Source organism: Marinobacter lipolyticus SM19 (assembly GCF_000397065.2).
GTDB lineage: Bacteria > Pseudomonadota > Gammaproteobacteria > Pseudomonadales > Oleiphilaceae > Marinobacter > Marinobacter lipolyticus.
Map to the genome: position 1 here is coordinate 489,085 of NZ_KE007317.1, position 19,260 is coordinate 508,344.

General features: G+C 47.2%; 17 protein-coding genes. 7 read left to right on the forward strand and 10 right to left on the reverse strand.

What is annotated here, in order from left to right; translation table 11 throughout:
* Positions 1–10: 10 nt before the first annotated feature.
* Positions 11–1,150 carry a glycosyltransferase family 2 protein gene (locus MARLIPOL_RS08580; RefSeq protein ID WP_012137663.1) on the reverse strand — a complete coding sequence of 380 codons (1,140 nt, stop codon included), beginning with the start codon at positions 1,148–1,150 and terminating at the stop codon, positions 11–13.
* 78 nt (positions 1,151–1,228) lie between these two features.
* Here MARLIPOL_RS08580 and MARLIPOL_RS08585 point away from each other — a divergent pair, with 78 nt between their 5' ends.
* The 5 genes from MARLIPOL_RS08585 to MARLIPOL_RS08605 are packed head-to-tail and all read left to right on the forward strand — an operon-like array spanning position 1,229 to position 7,298.
* Complete coding sequence (locus tag MARLIPOL_RS08585; protein ID WP_012137664.1) at positions 1,229–2,302, forward strand: polysaccharide deacetylase family protein; 1,074 nt, start codon at positions 1,229–1,231, stop codon at positions 2,300–2,302.
* Complete coding sequence (locus tag MARLIPOL_RS08590) at positions 2,299–3,420, forward strand: glycosyltransferase (protein WP_012137665.1); 1,122 nt, start codon at positions 2,299–2,301, stop codon at positions 3,418–3,420. Before MARLIPOL_RS08585 ends, MARLIPOL_RS08590 begins: the two co-directional genes overlap by 4 nt.
* The gene (locus MARLIPOL_RS08595) at positions 3,407–4,666 is read left to right on the forward strand and encodes a polysaccharide pyruvyl transferase family protein (RefSeq protein ID WP_012137666.1); all 1,260 of its coding nucleotides are present in this window, start codon (positions 3,407–3,409) and stop codon (positions 4,664–4,666) included. Before MARLIPOL_RS08590 ends, MARLIPOL_RS08595 begins: the two co-directional genes overlap by 14 nt.
* An 11-nt stretch (positions 4,667–4,677) precedes the next feature.
* Positions 4,678–5,829 (forward strand): glycosyltransferase family 4 protein, encoded by a 1,152-nt coding sequence (locus MARLIPOL_RS08600; RefSeq protein WP_012137667.1) that lies wholly within the window; start codon positions 4,678–4,680, stop codon positions 5,827–5,829.
* The gene (locus MARLIPOL_RS08605) at positions 5,826–7,298 is read left to right on the forward strand and encodes a lipopolysaccharide biosynthesis protein (RefSeq protein ID WP_012137668.1); all 1,473 of its coding nucleotides are present in this window, start codon (positions 5,826–5,828) and stop codon (positions 7,296–7,298) included. Before MARLIPOL_RS08600 ends, MARLIPOL_RS08605 begins: the two co-directional genes overlap by 4 nt.
* 35 nt (positions 7,299–7,333) lie before the next feature.
* Here MARLIPOL_RS08605 and MARLIPOL_RS18540 read toward each other — a convergent pair whose 3' ends face one another.
* The 3 genes from MARLIPOL_RS18540 to MARLIPOL_RS08620 form a co-directional block, all read right to left on the reverse strand.
* Positions 7,334–7,993 carry a hypothetical protein gene (locus tag MARLIPOL_RS18540; protein ID WP_145768762.1) on the reverse strand — a complete coding sequence of 220 codons (660 nt, stop codon included), beginning with the start codon at positions 7,991–7,993 and terminating at the stop codon, positions 7,334–7,336.
* A gap of 156 nt (positions 7,994–8,149) precedes the next feature.
* The gene (locus MARLIPOL_RS08615) at positions 8,150–8,833 is read right to left on the reverse strand and encodes an FkbM family methyltransferase (protein WP_012137670.1); all 684 of its coding nucleotides are present in this window, start codon (positions 8,831–8,833) and stop codon (positions 8,150–8,152) included.
* A 183-nt stretch (positions 8,834–9,016) separates the two neighbouring features.
* The gene (locus MARLIPOL_RS08620) at positions 9,017–9,895 is read right to left on the reverse strand and encodes a hypothetical protein (protein WP_012137671.1); all 879 of its coding nucleotides are present in this window, start codon (positions 9,893–9,895) and stop codon (positions 9,017–9,019) included.
* Positions 9,896–10,435: 540 nt separating this feature from the next.
* Between MARLIPOL_RS08620 and MARLIPOL_RS08625 the strand changes: the two genes are divergently transcribed.
* Positions 10,436–11,449, forward strand: coding sequence for a glycosyltransferase family protein (locus MARLIPOL_RS08625; protein WP_012137672.1), 1,014 nt, complete (start codon positions 10,436–10,438; stop codon positions 11,447–11,449).
* 9 nt (positions 11,450–11,458) lie between these two features.
* Here MARLIPOL_RS08625 and MARLIPOL_RS08630 read toward each other — a convergent pair whose 3' ends face one another.
* Positions 11,459–12,580, reverse strand: coding sequence for an O-antigen ligase family protein (locus MARLIPOL_RS08630; protein WP_186008477.1), 1,122 nt, complete (start codon positions 12,578–12,580; stop codon positions 11,459–11,461).
* A 205-nt stretch (positions 12,581–12,785) separates the two neighbouring features.
* Positions 12,786–13,214, reverse strand: coding sequence for an arsenate-mycothiol transferase ArsC (locus tag MARLIPOL_RS18985; protein ID WP_012137674.1), 429 nt, complete (start codon positions 13,212–13,214; stop codon positions 12,786–12,788).
* A gap of 340 nt (positions 13,215–13,554) precedes the next feature.
* Here MARLIPOL_RS18985 and MARLIPOL_RS08635 point away from each other — a divergent pair, with 340 nt between their 5' ends.
* Positions 13,555–14,730, forward strand: coding sequence for a carboxylate--amine ligase (locus MARLIPOL_RS08635; protein ID WP_012137675.1), 1,176 nt, complete (start codon positions 13,555–13,557; stop codon positions 14,728–14,730).
* Between the two features lie 7 nt (positions 14,731–14,737).
* On the opposite strand, the gene MARLIPOL_RS08640 is transcribed toward MARLIPOL_RS08635, so the two are convergent.
* Genes MARLIPOL_RS08640 through MARLIPOL_RS08655 form a run of 4 tightly spaced genes read right to left on the reverse strand, consistent with a single transcriptional unit; the run spans position 14,738 to position 19,258 of the window.
* Positions 14,738–15,781, reverse strand: coding sequence for a polysaccharide deacetylase family protein (locus MARLIPOL_RS08640; RefSeq protein ID WP_012137676.1), 1,044 nt, complete (start codon positions 15,779–15,781; stop codon positions 14,738–14,740).
* A 57-nt stretch (positions 15,782–15,838) separates the two neighbouring features.
* Positions 15,839–16,960 (reverse strand): glycosyltransferase family 4 protein, encoded by a 1,122-nt coding sequence (locus MARLIPOL_RS08645; RefSeq protein ID WP_012137677.1) that lies wholly within the window; start codon positions 16,958–16,960, stop codon positions 15,839–15,841.
* Positions 16,961–16,967: 7 nt separating this feature from the next.
* A complete protein-coding gene (locus tag MARLIPOL_RS08650) occupies positions 16,968–17,945 on the reverse strand; it encodes a GNAT family N-acetyltransferase (RefSeq protein WP_012137678.1) in 978 nt (325 codons plus the stop codon).
* Positions 17,945–19,258, reverse strand: coding sequence for a FemAB family XrtA/PEP-CTERM system-associated protein (locus MARLIPOL_RS08655; protein WP_012137679.1), 1,314 nt, complete (start codon positions 19,256–19,258; stop codon positions 17,945–17,947). The genes MARLIPOL_RS08650 and MARLIPOL_RS08655 overlap by 1 nt, the downstream gene beginning before the upstream one ends.
* Positions 19,259–19,260: the final 2 nt, after the last annotated feature.

The following is a 19,260-nucleotide window of genomic DNA, read 5'->3' on the forward strand; positions in this document are numbered from 1 at the left end:
CGAATTCCGATCACCGCTTTGAAGGTGTCCATACGGTCATCCTCCGACCCAACAAGAAACTTACCGTGGCATTTACAGTAGCGACGTTAACCTGAACGAAAAAATATGGAATTTTTACGGCTGAATGGTCCCGTAGAGTCGGGTATAGGTGGCCGGCCAGTACCAGGCCATAAAACGCCAGTTGAGCAATAAGCGCCAGAAGATAGATGCCCCCCTTGCCCGCGAGCAACAAAGACGAAAACAAGAAAATAATCTGGAACCAGGGAGCTGCCCAACGCATGAGCTTATGAGCGAACACCTGAAACGCAAACATGCCGAATTGAAACGGATTCAGAACTTCCGGATGTCGACTCAAAGCCGTCACGCCTCTGATAACGGTTCGAACCTTCCTCTGGAATTCTTTCGACGCATCGGCAACATCCTGATAGAAACCAAGTACATCGGGCGCTGTAACGGCCACCAGCCCTGCCCTGGCACTATTCAGAGCCGTATTGAAGTCACTGGGAGAGTAGATATCCCAATTATCAACACACACGCTTCTGCGGGCTGCAAAAAAGGAACCGCTTAAGCCAACAACCCCTGACCGTGCCGATTCCAGCCCACGCAGCCACATCTCGTAACGCACGTAGGCGCCCTCGCCCACAACACCACCATCACGGCTGACAAACCGGTCCTCACTGGAGACAGCTCCAACCGACGGATCGGCAAAATAACGCACCAGCTTGCGAATGGCATCTTCCGGAATGGCTGTGGCCACATCGGAAAACACCAGGATCTCTCCGGAAGACCTCAGGATTGCCTGATACTGAGCGTGCTCCTTGCCTTTCCTCTCTTCTGCACGGGCGAGAAGAACATTGTCCCGGCGATAATCCTCAACGATGGTATCGGTTCCATCCGTCGAGCAGTCGGAAGCAACCAGTATTTCCAGGTCCGGATAGTCTAACTCAAGGCAATTCTCAATTTTTTCCCGGATACGACTTTCTTCGTTATGCGCCGTTACGATCAGGGAAACCTTCGGCCAGCTTCCCTCTTTTACCGGATCGGACAGGGCCGCCTGTTTCCTTTTGGGTAAACACATTAATACAAGGGGATAGATCAGGTAACTGAATACGGATCCCAGCAGGGACAACCAGAAGAGAAATACCAGCATAGCTCTCCATCCATGTGAACCGGCATTAATGACAATTCCGCTTGTGACTGGCAGAATTGTTGTGGTAACAGACTATACATGGACAGTAAAGCCAAAACCATTGGCTACGCCCAAGGAGGCACGGAATTGGCCTATTTGCGAACTGGTCTCAAGTTCATTGCGTTGACAATGTTTGCGCTGGTTGGCTGGGTGAAAGTTCGGTTCACGTCCAGGCCAACTCTGATCATTCTCACTTACCACAGAATATTGCCCACAGATCACCCGGACCGTAAGCATGAACAGCCCGGAATGGTGACTGCCCCCGAAGTACTGCAGGCACATATTCGCCACATGAAATCACTGGGAGCTGCCCCGCTTCACCTGAATGAATGGCTCGAAAAACGATCCGGTAACGAGCCACTTCCTGACCTGTCATTCGCTTTAACTTTCGATGACGGCTGGAGAGATAACTACCAGTACGCCTACCCGGTGCTAACAGCTGAAAACATCCCTGCAACGATATTCCTGGTCACTCAACTGCTGGATACAAACCAGACCTTCTGGCCGGAGCAGGTTCTGACACTGCTAACAACCAGAGCAATTCCAGATTCCGTCCCCGATTTCCAGTGGTTGATTCCTTTTTTGCCCAATCAAAAAGCGACGGAAAAACCACTGACTTTAAAAGAAGCTGATGAAGTAATAAGTAGACTAAAAGCCCTTGATGATCAATCCATACTCAATCACCTCAAGGCAATTCCTGGCCAAGGGCACTTGCCGGAAGACACAGCAAACATACGATCCATATTGAACACTCCGGAGCTCGTTAAAATGGCCACCAACGGCCTGATCCGGTATGGGGGACACACCCAGCACCATTATCGGCTGAATCGGATTTCCGATGCTTCGCAGCTGAAGCGTGAAATCGTCGATTGCCTGGATGACCTGAAAAAGCTGGACAAGGGCGTTGTGCCGATTTTCTGTTATCCCAACGGCAACATCACCAAAGATGGTGAAAGACTCGTTGCGGAACACTACGAAGCCGCCTGCACCACACGAACAGGGTGGAATAAAGTGAATCAGGATCCATTTGACCTTCATCGTTTCAATCTGCACGACGGCAACAGCTATAGCTTCCGCACACTTCTGGCAACCATAGGTCGCGGCATTCTATGAGCGCTCCTGAACCGCTTCCTGTTGTTACCCATATCGTTTCCGGTGACCTTTGGGCGGGAGCCGAGGTACAGGTGTACCAACTGTGCAAGGCCTTGAAAATGTCCGGTGCCGTTAGTCCTACAGCCGTTGTATTTAACGATGGCATCCTCAGCAGCAAACTCCGGGAACTCGGCATCCCGGTAGACATAGCCGATGAAACCAACCTCTCCTCTTTACAGATAATCCTTACGATCAGAAATCACTGCCAAAAGCACAAATCCCGCGTTGTTCATACCCACGGTTTCAAGGAAAACATCCTGGGTATTATTGGCAAGGACCTCGCACGGGTGCCCTACTCTGTTCGCACCATCCACGGCAATCCGGAAACAGCGCTCACTATCGGGCGGCCAGTTAAATGGCTCGTTAAACAGCTGGATATTCTCCTCGGCCGTTTCCGTCAGCAGGCTATCATCGCGGTATCCACCCAACTGGAGGAAAAGCTCAGGCCCATATTTCCGGGGAAGGTGCATAAGATCTTCAATTTCATCGATGTCGACGATATCCGTGAACAATGGCTTGTGCCCCAAAAATCACCGCAAAACCCACTTAGAATCGGGATCGTCGGACGGCTGGTTGCGGTGAAAAGGATGGACATCTTCATCGAAACCATTGCACGGCTGAATCAACAAGGTGTTGCCTGCACCGGAGTCATTATCGGCTCAGGCCCCATGGAAGGTGAACTCCGTAAATTAGCGGAGGATGCAAACATCTCCGAAAATATCGACTTTAAAGGCTTTGTGAACCCCGCACTCGAAGAATTGAGAAAGTTGGATTTACTCCTGATGACCTCAGACCACGAGGGGCTGCCGATGAGTTTACTTGAAGCACTGGCCCTGGAAATACCTGTTGCGGCACATCGAGTTGGCGGAATTCCGGAAGTGCTCGACAACGGGAACTGTGGATGGCTGGTTGACCAGCAAACTCCCGATAGCTATGCCTCAATAACAACTACAATATTAGAAACAGGCACCGCCAGGAACCAAAAACAACTGGCGGGATTGTCCCATGTCCGCGACACGTTCGGGATTCACAAAAATACCAAGGAATACCTAACGTTATATAGCAATGGCTCAGCCTGAAAAGGAATTTCAATCACTGGATCGCACATTGGCCAAGAGAAAAATGAAAATGCCTAGAATTCTCATGCTGTCTGATATCACAGGGCTGGGGCCGGAGTACCACGTGGGTGACGAAGCAATGGCTGAAGTCGCTATTGAGCGCCTCGGTAAGCGGGTCGGGAAGCACAATCTCATACTGGGCTGCGCCGATCCTGCCAAAGTTCCTGAAACCTATGGAATCAATGCTTTTGCGTTTTACCATATACCGGATGAACAGCTCAGCCGTTTGCTCCGGAGAAAGCCTTTATCCTATTTAAAGGCAATCGCCACCAACGTCTATCAGGTATTACGCTGTGACAAGATCGTTATTTGCGGGGGCGGTAACATGACAAGCGTATGGCCCGGTGTTCTTGAAGCGCGCCTCCGGCTGCTGAAAATCGCTAACCTTTTCCGAAAAGATGTTTACCTTGTTAGTCAAACCATTGGGCCGTACACCGAAGATCATCGGAAAAAGGTGGACGCCATATTGCCGAAAGCCAAATGGATCGGCGTCAGGGACGTTCATTTCTCCCAAACCCAGGTCAGCGCGCCCGTGCATTTTGCACTGGATGATGCCTGTTATCTGGAGAAAAAACACAATGATATGACTCGTGAACTCAGCTCAAGGCACCAGCCTTTCGCCTGCGTCTCGATGAGGAAGTTTGGTGGAATGGATGACCAGGCTGTGATCAGAGTTGCCGAAGTTATTGAACGCGCCGTTCGGACGCAGAATCTTGGTACAGTGTTTATCCCTCATCATGCACCCAAGGGAACCGAGGGAGATATTAAGCTAGCCAACCAGATCAAGCACCTTTGGCAAAATGAGCCCTTCGAACTCGTTAACCCGATTCCACTAGCATCAACATTAAAAGCATTGACAGCTGATAGTCAGCTTGTCATATCAATGCGCTATCATCAATTGATTTTTGCATTGTCTACCGGTGTGCCAGCGGTTGGTGTCTACGTTGATGAATACACCCAGGCGAAACTGCGAGGATCATTCGAAGCATTGGGGCTCAAGCCGCTTGTTACCTCCATTTCGGACATAGAGACAGGTCTTGAGCCTCTGATAGAAGAGGCGTTGAGGTCGCGAGCTGACTTTATCGCTGCGGCAAAAATGATACAGCAAGAGGCAAGACAGCAAAGCGAGCGCCCTTACAACCTGCTTGCGGGCATGCCCGAATCGACGGCTATACAACCACACAGAGAAGTAACAGAGGACGTTTGACTGTGACAGGGATGATGGTGTTGTTTCATTGCGAATCCAATCCAGGTTATGCAGCCTCCAGCCACGAGCACACATTCCTGGAGGTGGCGAAGCACTTCACCGGTGATGTCAGGAACATCCATTACGCGTATGCCAACCTCGACAATGGCATGACGCCTTCCCTACCGGACAACCTCACGAACATTCTTCAATTGAGAACACAGTGTTCAGACCCCGAGAAATTACAGGAAGTGGAGGATTACGTCAGGGATAACAAGATCACCCGCCTGCTCGGATTCGACCAGCCTGTGTCAGCCCCCATGTATCGAGCGCTAAGGAGAGGAGGTATCAACACCTTTGTATCCTATTGGGGGGCTCCTATGAGTTCGGTCAACAACGGGGTAAAGCTTCTACTCAAAAAGCTGGAGGTATCCGCCAGGCGTTTCGGGCCAGACCATTATGTCTTTCAATCAGAAGGGATGCGCAACACCGCAGTGAATGGTCGCGGGATCCCGCGATCGAAGACGTCAGTTGTGAAGACTGGCATCGATACCATGAAATATGCCCCGGACCCGGAACAAAAACACTATGCCCACGAGTGCTTCAACATCCCGAAGGAAAGGAGCATTGTGGTTTTTTCTGGTCACATGGAGCGAAGGAAAGGCGTGCACGTCATTTTACAGACGGCCAGGGTACTCGTTCAGGACCTTAAACGAACGAATGTGCAGTTCCTCATTCTGGGAAACCGCGACGGTGAAAAAGACAACTTTTCCGATTACCTAAAGGACCCGGAGGTGAACAAGCACATCACATTCGGCGGTTACCGCAGTGACGTACCCACCCTTCTGAAAAGTTGTTCCATCGGCATGATAGCTTCTACCGAGTGGGATTCATTCCCAATGTCCTCACTGGAAATGGCAGCAACAGGGCTCCCTATTTTGGTTTCAGACCTCCCGGGACTCAACGAAGCTATTACCTCTGAAACCGGCCGTGCTTTCCCGGTAAACAACTACGAATCTGCTGCAAAGATGTTACACGAACTCCTGGATACACCAGACTACCTGAAAACAATGGGAGAAAAAGGCCGTGACCGCGTCATTGATTATTACTCACGAACGGCTCAGGCAAAAGGGTTGATTAATATTTTCGAGGAACTGGAAAAGCAAGTGGAGTTTTCGCTGTGACCCAGGCACAGCAAATGGTAAAACACTCATCCATATATGCAGCAGGCAACATATCAAGACAGTTAGTTGGCTTTATAATGCTGCCTGTCTATACCCACTATTTAACACCAGCTGACTATGGAGTTATAGGTCTTCTTATTTTTCTGGTAAGCCTGTTTGAGATTATCCTGGGTGGGCATATGTTCCAGGCCGTTCCCAAGTTTTATCATCAGGAAGAAACCAAATTACTGAAAAATTCGGTGGTGACAACCGCACTCCTGGTGACATCAATTTCCAGTGGTGTGGCCTGCATCCTGATGGCCAGCTTCTCCGACCCTTTAGCGGAAGTGATCTTCGGGGGTCGGGAATATAGCATATACATCGTCATTTTTTCCGCATTAATACTTACCCACGCTCTGGAACAATATGGGCTGACCTATCTAAGGATAGTAAAGAAGCCTTGGACATACTTCAACTTCAACATGGTAAAGCTGGCACTACAGCTTGGCTTAAATATTTTGACCATTGTTATTCTTGACTGGGGACTGATGGGATTAGCACTAAGCAGTTTGATCTCATCCGTATTAATCGCATCAGCATTATCAATTTACACAGTATACAAGACCGGATTACTTTTAAGAAAGAATATAGCATTAAATATATTGAAATTCAGTTGGCCACTCTGGATATCGGGGGTAATCGGACTATATATAGGGTCATCAAATAGGTACTTTATCAGGCTATTTTCGTCACTTGGTGAGGTCGGTCTTTTCGAACTCGCAGCAAAATTTGGATCAATTGCCCCATTACTAATCTGGTTACCATTTTCCCAGTATTGGCAGACTGAGCGCTTCGAGATTGCCAAATCAAGCAATCCATACCCGGACTACTCCCTCGCGTTTCGAATGATAACAGCATTGCTCGTAATAGCAGGCATAGGTGTAAGTATTTTTTCGGGCGCAGCTATCAATATTATGTCTGCCCCGCCCTTTCATCCTGCCGCAAACGCAGTACCTTTCCTGGTAGTCGCTGGAATATTTCAAAGCCTGACCATATTCAATAATTTCAGTTTTATGTACACCGACCGAACCTTGGAAGTAACCAAAAATAATGCAGTAACAGCCATCGCCATTTCTATTTTTTACTTTTTGTTGATACCTTGGTACGGATTCGTTGGCGCCTCAATTGCATTTTCTTTGGGATGCGTTGCTCAGTATTCATATGCTATATACAATGGAAATAAGTTATATCCATTAAAAATACGACAAATGCCGTTGGTAGTTTCCATACTAATACTTCTCATGTCTACGTTATTTGACAGGATCTTAATAAGCCCGGAGTTATCAATCAAAGTTTTTTTTGAAAAGTCACTCATTATTTTTGTTGCATCTATCGCTGTTGCATTTTACTTAAGCAGTAGTTCGGAACGTAGAAAATTCAGAATTCTTGTTTCTAATACATTAGGAAAACAGAATAGAAGAAGACACTGAATCCGACTACAATTCAAATAGTCAGAATTAAGTCTTTAGTAAGACCAAGTGAATTTTTTTGGTCTTACTAAAGAATATAGCCATATAACGAATAATCCAATTATCATTATTGATAATGACGAGGGGCTGGGAACAGTCCATTCCTTAATTTTTAAATCTGTTAATTTTCCCTCAAGCCCCCACATCGTTAGGTCATCATTTATCCAGGAAAGATCAATAGCCGTGGAAAAATGACCATCTATAAAGTCAGAAACTGGAAAGTTATTTGGACCTTGTGCAAAAGGCTCGCCGCTGAAATTGAAATCCAAATACACTACATCTGGCCCATACCCTCCACTGGGAACTTCATCAAGATATTGAAAAGAACTATCATCAAAATTCAAAAAGTGAAAGTCACCACCTTCGCCATAGTACGTGAGTCCTTGTGTGGAAAATGTCCAGTTCAGAATCTCGCCCAAGCCAGACCCTCCCGCACCACTTCTTGTTGCGTCGGGATCAAATACAATGTGGCCACTCATAAAAGAGTCGCCATTGGTAATCACTACACCATCATCTCTGACTAAAGGTGAATTCGGATCATGATCGCCGGTATTTAAAGTTATAGAACTGGTATACCCCTCAAAACTATATTCAATAGGGGTTGCCATCGATATAGGACTTATAAAAAAGATTAGCACCAGAACAAGCGTACGCATTTCAGTCGGCCTTTTCTCTGGATATAGAATTTAAAACCAGCATAGATTATACCAACATCAAATTTTCAACAACTTAAGGGAGTATCGCAAAAAACCTGTAAAAAACCCTGACACTTTAACTTGAAAAGAATAGAGTTTTAGCAGCCTTCCCTTGGGCTAGACCTGCTCCTTAGCCTCAAATTTGAACAATAAGTTCGGAGAATTTTGCAATTGCTCGTGGACGTAGCCCAATGAAGCCAGTTCTTTAATGATCTCTTCAGAACTGGTCTCAATTATAAGCGTAGGGAGCGAACTCTTGATGAGTTCTCGCATCCCCCTTAAAACAAATGCTTCGTGGCCTTCTGCATCAATCTTGATTAAAGCAACCTTTTTGGGCAGCTTAAGGGCATCCAAAGGTAGGGTAAGTACGGATAGCTCACTTCCTGCGGAGGCTGAAATATGTGCCTGGTAGTAATTGTCCAAACCTGTCGAGAACAATGGAATAGAAATACCGGCAACATCCAACTTGTCGGAAACGCCAGCATTAATTAAAGAAACATTGGGTTGCTTGAATTTCTGGACGTTCGCAGAAAGAAGCGAAAAAGTTGTAGGTACAGGCTCAAAGGCTATAACCCTACCCTGCTCTCCAACCAGCTCCGAAAATTTCTTGGTGTAATGCCCCACGTTTGCACCGATATCGATGACCCAATCACCAGGACTTATCAGTTGGTGGAGTATTTTATATTCAGGCTCGTCCGTCAAAAAATTCCCTTTCTTGATCTGTCCTCCATAATGGATACGTTTTAACTCAACTTGCCAACTATGCGGCAATCGAGCAGCAAACCTTTTAATCACATTCATACTAATACTCCTTTATCCAAGATAAAGGCGCTATATGTCTGATATAGCGCCCGATTAGTTGTATGACTATTGGCTTTTAAAGTGTTCTATTTTGGACGGTAAGCATCAAATAAATTCGGCCTTAAACACGGCAATAAGAACAATAATACCTGTTTACTATGCAGTACCTTCTAGTATTTAAACTTAATCCACATTCAACACCGGTGGCGCCGGGCGACTGGTTGAATCTGATCCGGAACCGCTACTGGTAGAAGTACCGACCATAGGATTGCCATTAGCGTCGCGGTTAGCCGGAGTGTCTGATGTTACGACAATATCGTCTACATACATGTGTTGAGTTTTTGGAGCTCCGCCGTTCCAATAAGTAAAGAGATGTGCCCGGTCGGAGGTATCCGTAGCACTGTTCAACGTTTCTGCGCCGGTGATCTCACTCAAGAGCCTTCCATCTTTCCAGACTCTGACCCTGGCTGTTCCTCCCTGGTCAACTGGAATGTTGTCCAGCTTAATGTACATTTCGTAGGTTTCCCACCTGCCCCTCTGAATCTCATCTGAAGCCGCACCAAACCGGAACCACTGTTGCTGTCCCTCGTATATGAATTGGTGGGGAATAGTGGTCGCTTCGGGGGTAAGGTACCAGTCATTGTACCCGGAATTTGCACCGCTACTGGTCTGAACATGAACCCGAAGGAATTTGAGCAGATTGCCACTGCTGGTTGAATCCCAGTTGAACCCGTCGGGGAAAAACGTGTTAACACGGAACCAGATTTCATCACCCTTCTTTAGAACTTCCGGGAAGTTAATGATGCCACCCCATCTCCCAAACGCGGTATCCCCTGCTGTCACCGTCAGTTTGGCCGCTAAATTCCCTGACAGGATCTGTTCATCCGTAAAATAGGTTCCACCTGCGGCATCATCGAAATCCTCGCTACTACTGCTCTGGGTCTTCGCTCCGACCGAGCCATTTTCGAAGGTCAACGATCGCGTCCAGGACACAGCAGAAGATGAGGCAAACAACAAAAGGACAAGGAGTGCAGAGCGAACAGCAATGGCTGAGGGTTTCATAAAGCAATCTCCACGCTGACGGACTTGAAGTACGCGCCTGATCCAAAAACAGCGGATGGATGTTACCTTGTCATTATACATGATAATTCTACAATGCGAGCGGTAAATTTCGGCCTCACACCTTCGACATTCAGTAGGCTTCTGATTGTATTGCCAAATAGATCTTTATAGAAATTAGTAGTTAGCAGGAAGAACGATAACCTGAGGTTCCTGAGTGAAGTTTTAAGACGTTGATTAGAGTTTCCGAGATGCTGCCAGGTCATCACACCTATATTCCATAGCCAATGCAAAACAGGATCCGCTATAATGAAAACCATCAGCAGCAAACCATCTATCCATGACCTTTTGGTACTCACGAATGGAAACTAAAATTATGACCAATAGAACAGGCCTCTTAGAATCAACAGATTAGTAAATATCGAAACGTTTCGCATTCTCTCGTTGTACGTGGCCTGGATTATGCTGCGGGAAATCCACTTCAAGAATAGAGGGACTTTGACGAGATTTCTCAGCTTCATCTATTGATAATAAGGATCAAAAATGGAAGACAACCTGAAGGACCAGAGCGTTTGGATCACCTGGGAACGACAGACGCGCAACAGGTCTGCCAGTTCGTATCTAGACATCCCCCTCTTTGAAATCGATCACTCAAGATCAACAAGAATTTATCGGTATTTCATATGCTCGCTAAAAACCGTATCCATATTCTTTAAAAAACGCCCTCGCTTCCTTTTTGTTCAAAATCCTTCTGTAGTTCTTGGGGTTTTGGCTATATTCCTTAAATCACTATCTCGCACAACTGTTATTGTTGATGCGCATAACTCTGGGATTCATGGACCCGAAAACGGAAATAGTTTAATTACAAAAATAAATAAATTTATAATAAAAAAGGCAGATGCTGTGATTGTGACCAACTCACACCTCGCAAGTTATGTATACAGCATAGGTGGCACTCCCATTGTTCTACCAGACCCATTACCCCAACTCAGCACATGCCTGAACTTTGAAGCAGGGTTTGCTAATCATAATAAATTAAAGGTTCTCTGCATAACATCCTGGAGTATGGACGAGCCATTCCTCAACCTATTGGAAGCTGCCTCGAATTTTAAACAAGATATTGATTTCTATTTTTCCGGGAATTATCGTAAAGTTAAGGATGAAATCCCAAAAACCCTTCAGGATAATATAAAGCTTTTGGGATTTATTGATGAAAAAGACTTTTTTCATCATTTATACACATCGGACTTCTGTATAGATTTAACAGACCGCTCCGACTGCATGGTTTGCGGCGCTTATGAGAGCATTTCGGCGGAAAAGCCGATTATACTATCCAACACAGACGTTCAAAAACATTATTTTTCAAAGGGCGCAGTATTTTGCGACAATACAAGCATCGGAATATCGAATGCGATAAAAATAATGGCAGCTAATCATAAACAGTTAAAAAAAGAGGCTGAAGCACTGAGATCCGAAATCTTGCAGAGAGAAGAAAACAACAAAAGCATCATACTTCGCCAAATAAAAAATCTGAAGTCCAAAAAATCACACAACTAAAATATTAAATTAAACCCTGCTAGTTTTCGGCTTAAACTTCAGGGGTACCCTTAGTGACTTTTTCTCATTTATATTATTCGACTTGGAAACTATATTTTGACAACACACCAAAAATGCCAAATGAATCCACAGGAACGGATAATACACAACAGACACAAACTGGCCCGCAACAACAAAACCGATTAGTGAGATATTGAGATACCTCACTATATTTCCGATAAACTCATACTTTTCTTCATGCAACGTTAATTTTCGGATATAGTAGGTTTTATACGCAGCATATAAAATAAGGATCACGTAAATTATCAATGCCGGATAACCAAGATCAGCACCAACCTGGACAAATATATTGTGGGGCAGTTGCGCTCTACCGTATAGGATATCTTCTCTGTAGAACCTTTCATAATAAGGTATGTAATTAAAATAACCGACCCCTAACCCTGGATGGTCATTTAACATCTCCACGCCGTTTTCCCAATAAAGCAGCCTTTGTATCGATGTTTGGTCATCACCAGCAATCTGGAATCTATCTTTTTGTTCCTGTGGAAGAAGCGTCCAAAGAATGGTGAACGCAATAATACACGACACGATAATCTTTGGTCTGAATATAGAGGATGCATTTAACAGTATCAATTGTACCAACAACGCCAACTGGGCCCCCCGGGAACTTGCACCTAGAATAACCATAATAGCCGTCACAGGCATTAAGAGCAGAATGAAATATTGTATTTTGTTAAGATTGGATTTTAATCCTTTAAAAAAAGCCCATGCCATAGGCCAGAAAACAAGCATCTGTATAGACAGTTCGCCAGAATTTTGGAAGAAGCCGGGCGGCCCCATCAGGCCCCAGCCTGTGAAAGAAAAGCCACGCTGTGCCCAAGTAATCGATAACGACAGGGATAGCTTAAAGCTTGCAATAAAGAATATACAAAGAAATATAAACAACCTTTTTTCTGTATTTACAATATTTATTATCAAAAAATAAATTATCAGCCAGCTATAAAAATTCTCTAAATTGTTATAAGAAATCGATGGAGAGTACGCAAAAATGCTTGAAATTAATATTAGAGAAAAAAACAAAACCAACCAAACGTTAAATTTCGCTGCAACCCAGCGTACGCTTTTGTCCATGAAGCACCCAAACAACGCCCCTAATAGCGCTATCTGTGCCCAAGGAAGAAAATCTAGTATCGGATATATGGATTGTGGACGTACGTATTCAAGAAAAAAATAAAAACAAATCATCCAAAAGGCAAGCGTTTCCGACCTGAAGTAACGCCACATACTGGAGATATTTAAATGGTAGAATGTCTGGATTGAAAAATCTTTTCTATATCTAACCACAAATCCCCCGAACGGCTTCCATCACCTTACCTTCGCAACGAGTGAAAAACTCATCACAACAATTGAATGGGTCATGAATATAGGGAATGGGGGTCCTGCAATAACTACCTGCAAGTAGGACGGGGAAATTGCGGTCCACTTTCCCACGGAAGGAAGATATATGGGATGGTTCCATAACAACAATGAAATCAGTGTCCCGGAATTCGAAATTACGTACATTCACAGTTCTATGTCTATCGAGCGTGAGCCCATGCGCTCTGGCAAACTGGATTGCTCTGGGATCCGCAGGAAAACCGTCACCACAATTTAACCCACAGGAAGCGGCTTGTTTGCCAAGGCTACGGGCGTACACCTCTGCCAAAGGGCTGCGGCAAATATTTCCACTACAGATGAAAACCAGCCGCTGAAAGTTCTCCGGCATCACATTGGAAAATCGCCGATAGGCTCCAATTTGCGCCAGAAACGAGTGGCCGAGAAATCGGACAAATCCATTTTTTGATCCAAACCGCTCATATACCAACCGGTTCAAAGAATAATCTCCCTATTACTGGCAATGTCCACCCTGATCAATTTTGGTGCCATCTGTCATGCCATGTGCCTCTCATCTGGGTGAGTGGTCACGCTCCCGAGGCATTCTTCCATTACTCCTCAGGCAATACGCTCTTGTGATTCTAGATCACTGCGATAGAATTTACTCTGGTTATGCACGATAATCGAGTCACCATTATTAAAGTTGCGACAGGCGCAGGATGTTGCCACCCATGGAACCCAGAATTCTGGTGCTGGACGGAAACCAGCGTGCATCACTCGCAGCAGTGCGATCTCTCGGATCCAAAGGCCTCTGGGTCGCAGTTGGCGAAAGTTCAGAAGCGTCTCTTGCCGGTGTTTCCCGATTCTGCAGAACCACCCTTACCTATCCAGATCCCTTCAGCTCTCCCAGGTTGTTTTTTGAGGAGCTCCGGCAACAAATTCTGGAGCTTGGAATTTCCTTTCTCCTTCCCATCACTGAAGCCACTACTTATGTCCTCTTACGGTATCGTGATGAGCTTCCTGAACAGGTGATCCTCCCCTTCCCCGATGGCCAGACTGTTGAGCAGTTCGCGAACAAGAATGAGTTGTTCAAGCTGGCAAAGGAGCTGAATGTACCCGTACCTGAGACAATATTCTGTCTCTCCCTCGATGATGGGTTAAAGGCGCTGGATAACATTGATAGCTACCCGCTGGTTTTAAAGCCTTATAAGTCTAAAATTTTGCAGCAGGATTCCATTCTGTCAACACAAGTGTCGGTTGTCCGGTCCAGGGAAGAAGCAAAAGCCGTTTTGGCGAAATACCCCTACTTTGATTTCCCATTCACCCTGCAGTCGTTCATAGAGGGAAGTGGCCAAGGTATCTTCGCCTTGTTTGATCATGGCGAACCGGTGTGTTACTTCGCCCACAAAAGGCTCAGGGAAAAACCACCCGGTGGTGGCGTGAGCGTGTTGAGCGAATCGGCTCCTGTAAATCAACAGCTCAAGGATTCTGCGGATAAGCTTCTTCGATCCGTCCGATGGCATGGTGTGGCTATGGTCGAGTTTCGGGTGGCTGCGGATGGCACTGGCTATCTGATGGAAGTAAATCCCAGGTTCTGGGGGTCATTACAGCTGGCTATCGATTCCGGTATCGATTTCCCCTGGTTGCTTTACTTAATCAGTATCGGAAAATCGGTTCCTCAAACGGGCTGGCAGCATCGGCGAATGCGCTGGCTGCTGGGTGATCTGGACAGGCTGTACCTTGTGCTGAAGGCGCCAGCCTCTACCTACTCGATGACCGAGAAACTCATAGAAATCCTGCGCTTTATGACACCAGGCCCAAGAACCCGACATGAAGTTAACCGATGGCATGACCTCAGACCGTTCTGGTTCGAACTGAAGCAATACATACTTGCGCTCAGGCGTTGACGTTCACTCAACGGGATGGAAAAGAACTGACTGGCAATGGGGAATGATGGGTTCTCCAATCATTCAGTGCTTCGAATCGATTGACGATTTGCAGGAATTTGTCCGTATTCCCTGGCAGAGAAAATCGCGCAAGCTCGTAGTGGTCCTGCCCGCGCCGGACATAATCGGAAACCGTATTGAACGCCATTTTGAACCCTGCTTTTTTGAGTTCCTCTATATCTACACTGTCGTAATCTGAAAGACGTCCCGTTGGGTAGGCAAATACATCTGGCAGATACCCCAGTTCGCTTTTGGTTCGTCTGAGGGATTCATTAATCTCATGATGCTTTTCTTGCGTAGAAAGCGTTGCAAGAATCCGGTGTGAACAGGTATGAGGGTAAACACCATGCCCCCTTGCGCGTAAGGACCTCGCTTCGTCCCAGGACATCGGTCGATACTCTGGAGGTATGTCGGTAGGGAACTCAACGCCCAGCTTTTTGTACAGCTCTGTCCTGAGCCAGTCATAAATATGTTCCTGGTGTTCGGATTTCAGGGCATTTCTGACTTCTCGGGCCTTCTGTCTCACGGTATCGGCCGACAGGTTGACTGAATACATCTCGCCAGAGGGAAGCCGGATATCGGCGTGACGGATACCCGTATGATGGAGTGCGTAGGTGATCTGGTCGTCCCAGGGCCAGAGTTCCCGATCCAACAAGCCGGTAATAACAAAGAAGTTCAAGGGGAAACGAAACTCGTCAAATACGCTGGCAGCCACATCGTGATGATCATAAAAACCGTCATCAATGGTGAACATAACTGACTTGGACGGGATCTCATCCCCCTCGTCGAGCACCCGCCATAGATCATCCATCGAGAGCACGTGATAATCGCGGCTGGCAAGGTAATCTAAATAGCTCCGCAAAGTATCCGCAGGCAGTGCGCCCGCGAGGTCGGATTTACCTTCCATGACCCGGTGAAGCATAAAAACAGGCAAACGTTCCGGGCAGAGAAAACGGTACAGACCGGTTTCACCCAAAAGGTTTGCCAACTTAACCAGAACAGACTTCACCATCCCGCCTCCCTGATCGGAAATGTCGAAGAGTTCCCTCTTGCTGCCGATACTGACAGCTTAACGCGTCGTTAAACTCTGGTAGAGCCCGAAGTAGGCCTGAAGCATAGTCGCCAGACTAAACCGGTCATAAGCTGCTTTACGGGCTCTCTCCGTAACCTCCTTTTGCAAGACAGTTCTTTTAAGATTCAGTATTGCAGTCACAATTGCATCAGGGTCCTTTATTGGAATGAGAAGACCGGTCTCTCCATCCACGATGATCTCTTCTGGCCCGCCGCTCCGCGTTGCAATCACTGGCACGCCCGCCATCATGGCCTCCACAGTGGAGATGGAGAAGCCCTCCGATACCGACGGTAAAAGAAAAATGTCAGCCTGCTTGAGGACATCGGCCACATCCTTTCGAAACCCGAGCCAGTGAATGTTTGGCTGCCGGGGGGCCGCAGCAATCCGGGCTTTCAGTTTATCGAACAACACTTCCCGCTGATGGCCTACCACAACAAAGTGTGTATTTGTATCCACCTCTGCCATTTTCACTGCCGCATCAACGAGATACTCGTACCCCTTGGCCGGACGGATATTACCGACTGAAACCACAAGCGTCGCGTCCCTGGGCAGCCCCAGCTCAGCCCTCAAAGCCGTGGTCGAACCACGACTGAATCGCTCCGGATTAACACCATTGTAGATCAGTTTTAGCTTATGTTTCGGTAAAGGGCTGCGATCCGCGAGTTCATCCTGCAGCCGTCTGGAAACGCAGACAATGGATGATGCCCCCCAGCCTATGATGGAAAACTTTGCACGAAGAAACCTTTCGCCAGCAGCGACGTCCACCGCCCCATGAAACGTGGCTATCATGGGGGTTCGGCATAGGAGTGCAAGCAGTGCGCCATAGACGTTAGACCCGAGGAGATGCGCGTGAATCAGGTCCACCTGCTCGCTCTTGAGAATATGCCTCAAGGTTCTGATGTACCCGAGGTTAAAGCTGCCTTTGGAGTCGATGGTATGGGGAGTAATACCGAGGCTGCGTACCTGGTCGGCCACCCAGCCTTCTCCACGCAATACCACAACATTCCGAAACTCCGTTTCCTCCAGTTTGTTCAATAAACTGATGAAAACAGTTTCTGCTCCACCCGGTCCGGTGGTATCAATAAGATGGAGAATGGTTTTCCCGGCGGTCCCTGTCATGCTTTTCTTACCCTCTCATCCAATAAAGGGCTCTGAAGAGTACACTTTTTACCAGCATCACGGATATAAACTGGTAGCTTTCAGTCGCAAATCTTGATTTATAATTCTCGTTTTTACCTTCTCCCGCGAGGAAATCGAACCTTCGGGTAACAGGGCAACGGAAAGCTTCCTCAATGGCATATCCCAAGTGAAGCGATCCGAGTGACAGCTTCTTATGGAAATTTTCTTCAAACCCCGCCTGTATATTATAAACCACTCCGCAATAACGAACGTTGTACAGAACCGACACTACTTTACCGTTGCTTTGCAGAACTGATAGAAGTGGTTCTCCCTCTTCTTCCTCTATCCTTGAAAGGAACTTCATATGAAATTCCAGGCTCTTTTCTGCAACGCAGTTTTTATCCCACCTCACTCTATGAAATCGATTCAGTGTCTGAAAAAAGAGTTCCGGGTTGCCCGGCCATAGGTTCTCCAGATGCACTTCCCCCAGGGATTCCAGAAGTTTCCTGCGATTATAGAGGCGCAGCCGGCTATTCACGCCCAGCGATGCAAGGTAATCCTTGAAGCTCCCCGTCGTTGTAACAGCATAACCATCATCCGATGCGTTAATTCGAAATGCCCAGCGATGAGTGGCGGCAATCGTTACCAGCGCAGATAATTCCTCTGACCCACAGAGCAAATCACTGAAGACTACTTCTGTCCAGGGGTACCCCTCCAATATCTGTTCCATCGCAACGATTAACGATGCTCCACTGAGGTCATCACCGAAAAACCTGTTATATTCGGTTCTGGGCGTTCTAAGCTCCCTATGGCTGGTTCCGACAAATTGCAGTGAACGGATCGGCAGCAGGCCTTTCCAACGGTATCTGGATTCATACAACCCGGAAACTTCACCGTCCCACTCGCGAATAAGCCGGAATTGTTTTTGCTGTCCCCAGGTTTCCCACCAGGCGCTTTGCCAGGCTTTCGTCTGGAAAAGACTCATTATGGTAATACCTTAACAACATGGGGACCAATCAGGTTGGCAACCCAAACCGGTAACCGCTGCCAGGCGGCGATCAGCAACTTGAACTTGGGGTTGTCCGGATTCAGTGCCGGAAGGCTCTTTCCTTGGGGCAACACATAATCCCAGTACAGTTTAAGCGGTTGTGCTCCCCACTGCTGTTTGAAACGGTAGGTGCCGGCATCCCGACTACAACGCCCGAAATCAAATACGTCACAATTCTGCTGGATGGCATATTCCAGCATTCTCCAATACATAACCATGTTGATGGCTGAGTGGTTATACCGGCGCAACGTAGACGCCCAGGGCACTTCCATCCTGCCTCGATAACTGGTCAGGAAGGCGCAACCGGCTGCCTGACCATCAATTCGCGCAATCACCAGCCAAGCGTGTCCCTTCAGGCTGTTTAGCAGGTTCTGAAAAAACTCCCGGCCATACACAGGCGTTCCCAGGTCACGCATGTTCTCCGAGAACACCCGGTAGAATTCGCCCAGTAACTCCGGGCCTCCGATAGCGAACCCTGTCATTTCCCGTTCACCCCGACGGATTTGGGAGCGGAGTTTTGGTTGAAAGCTTCCCCACAATTGCTCGGTGTCATCCGGCAAAGGTAGCCAGAAGGTAACTTTGTCTGTTTTCTGGGGCAGCCCCAAACCGTAATCCCGACCGAGCCGCATTTCCAGATGCTCGCTATCAAGAGTTTCCCGCCATTGGTCGGCGGCGTTTATCAGCATGTTGGCGACATCCCCGTTGTCAGCCAACACGCCACCGTAGTTAAAGTAGGGCATGGAAACGAGAAAGTTACCAAAGAAGCGACTACGGAGTTGAATAACCGGCAACACGCCCACCACTTGCGCATTACCATCCAACGCGCATAGGTAGCGGGTTCTGTGGCCGTAGGTGTTTTCAATAAAATCCGATATTACAGGTCTATGCCATATCGAAGCGCCGGCGTGATGGTCAACATAGGCATCGGCAGCTGATTTCATAGCATCAGTGCAAGCTTCAACCCGGACGGGACCACTGACCTGTTTATCAACAATAGCGGGAGGTATTTCGATGGGTGAAGGCGTCCACTTCTCAGGAGCCTGGCATTCATTAAGCTGTTTTTTGAGCTGCTTGCTGAGTTTTTTGATTTCAGCAGATACCTGTCGCAAATCCGTAATCAGGTTTTCCGGGCTCTCTCCGCACTTGCGAGCATTTCCCACCTGGCGACTGAGTCGACCCTTTATGCTTTTGAGCTGTTCTAGCCGGGCTTTGGAGCTTTCCAGGCTGGTGGTAGGTACTTCCATTGCCATTT

Coding starts and splice junctions, on each gene's coding strand:
- MARLIPOL_RS08580 (WP_012137663.1), bottom strand. CDS start 1,150: ATGCTGGTATTTCTCTTCTGGTTGTCCCTGCTGGGATCCGTATTCAGT.
- MARLIPOL_RS08585 (WP_012137664.1), top strand. CDS start 1,229: ATGGACAGTAAAGCCAAAACCATTGGCTACGCCCAAGGAGGCACGGAA.
- MARLIPOL_RS08590 (WP_012137665.1), top strand. CDS start 2,299: ATGAGCGCTCCTGAACCGCTTCCTGTTGTTACCCATATCGTTTCCGGT.
- MARLIPOL_RS08595 (WP_012137666.1), top strand. CDS start 3,407: ATGGCTCAGCCTGAAAAGGAATTTCAATCACTGGATCGCACATTGGCC.
- MARLIPOL_RS08600 (WP_012137667.1), top strand. CDS start 4,678: ATGATGGTGTTGTTTCATTGCGAATCCAATCCAGGTTATGCAGCCTCC.
- MARLIPOL_RS18540 (WP_145768762.1), bottom strand. CDS start 7,993: ATGCGTACGCTTGTTCTGGTGCTAATCTTTTTTATAAGTCCTATATCG.
- MARLIPOL_RS08615 (WP_012137670.1), bottom strand. CDS start 8,833: ATGAATGTGATTAAAAGGTTTGCTGCTCGATTGCCGCATAGTTGGCAA.
- MARLIPOL_RS08620 (WP_012137671.1), bottom strand. CDS start 9,895: ATGAAACCCTCAGCCATTGCTGTTCGCTCTGCACTCCTTGTCCTTTTG.
- MARLIPOL_RS08625 (WP_012137672.1), top strand. CDS start 10,436: ATGGAAGACAACCTGAAGGACCAGAGCGTTTGGATCACCTGGGAACGA.
- MARLIPOL_RS08630 (WP_186008477.1), bottom strand. CDS start 12,580: ATGGACAAAAGCGTACGCTGGGTTGCAGCGAAATTTAACGTTTGGTTG.
- MARLIPOL_RS18985 (WP_012137674.1), bottom strand. CDS start 13,214: ATGCCGGAGAACTTTCAGCGGCTGGTTTTCATCTGTAGTGGAAATATT.
- MARLIPOL_RS08635 (WP_012137675.1), top strand. CDS start 13,555: ATGGAACCCAGAATTCTGGTGCTGGACGGAAACCAGCGTGCATCACTC.
- MARLIPOL_RS08640 (WP_012137676.1), bottom strand. CDS start 15,781: ATGGTGAAGTCTGTTCTGGTTAAGTTGGCAAACCTTTTGGGTGAAACC.
- MARLIPOL_RS08645 (WP_012137677.1), bottom strand. CDS start 16,960: ATGACAGGGACCGCCGGGAAAACCATTCTCCATCTTATTGATACCACC.
- MARLIPOL_RS08650 (WP_012137678.1), bottom strand. CDS start 17,945: ATGAGTCTTTTCCAGACGAAAGCCTGGCAAAGCGCCTGGTGGGAAACC.
- MARLIPOL_RS08655 (WP_012137679.1), bottom strand. CDS start 19,258: ATGGCAATGGAAGTACCTACCACCAGCCTGGAAAGCTCCAAAGCCCGG.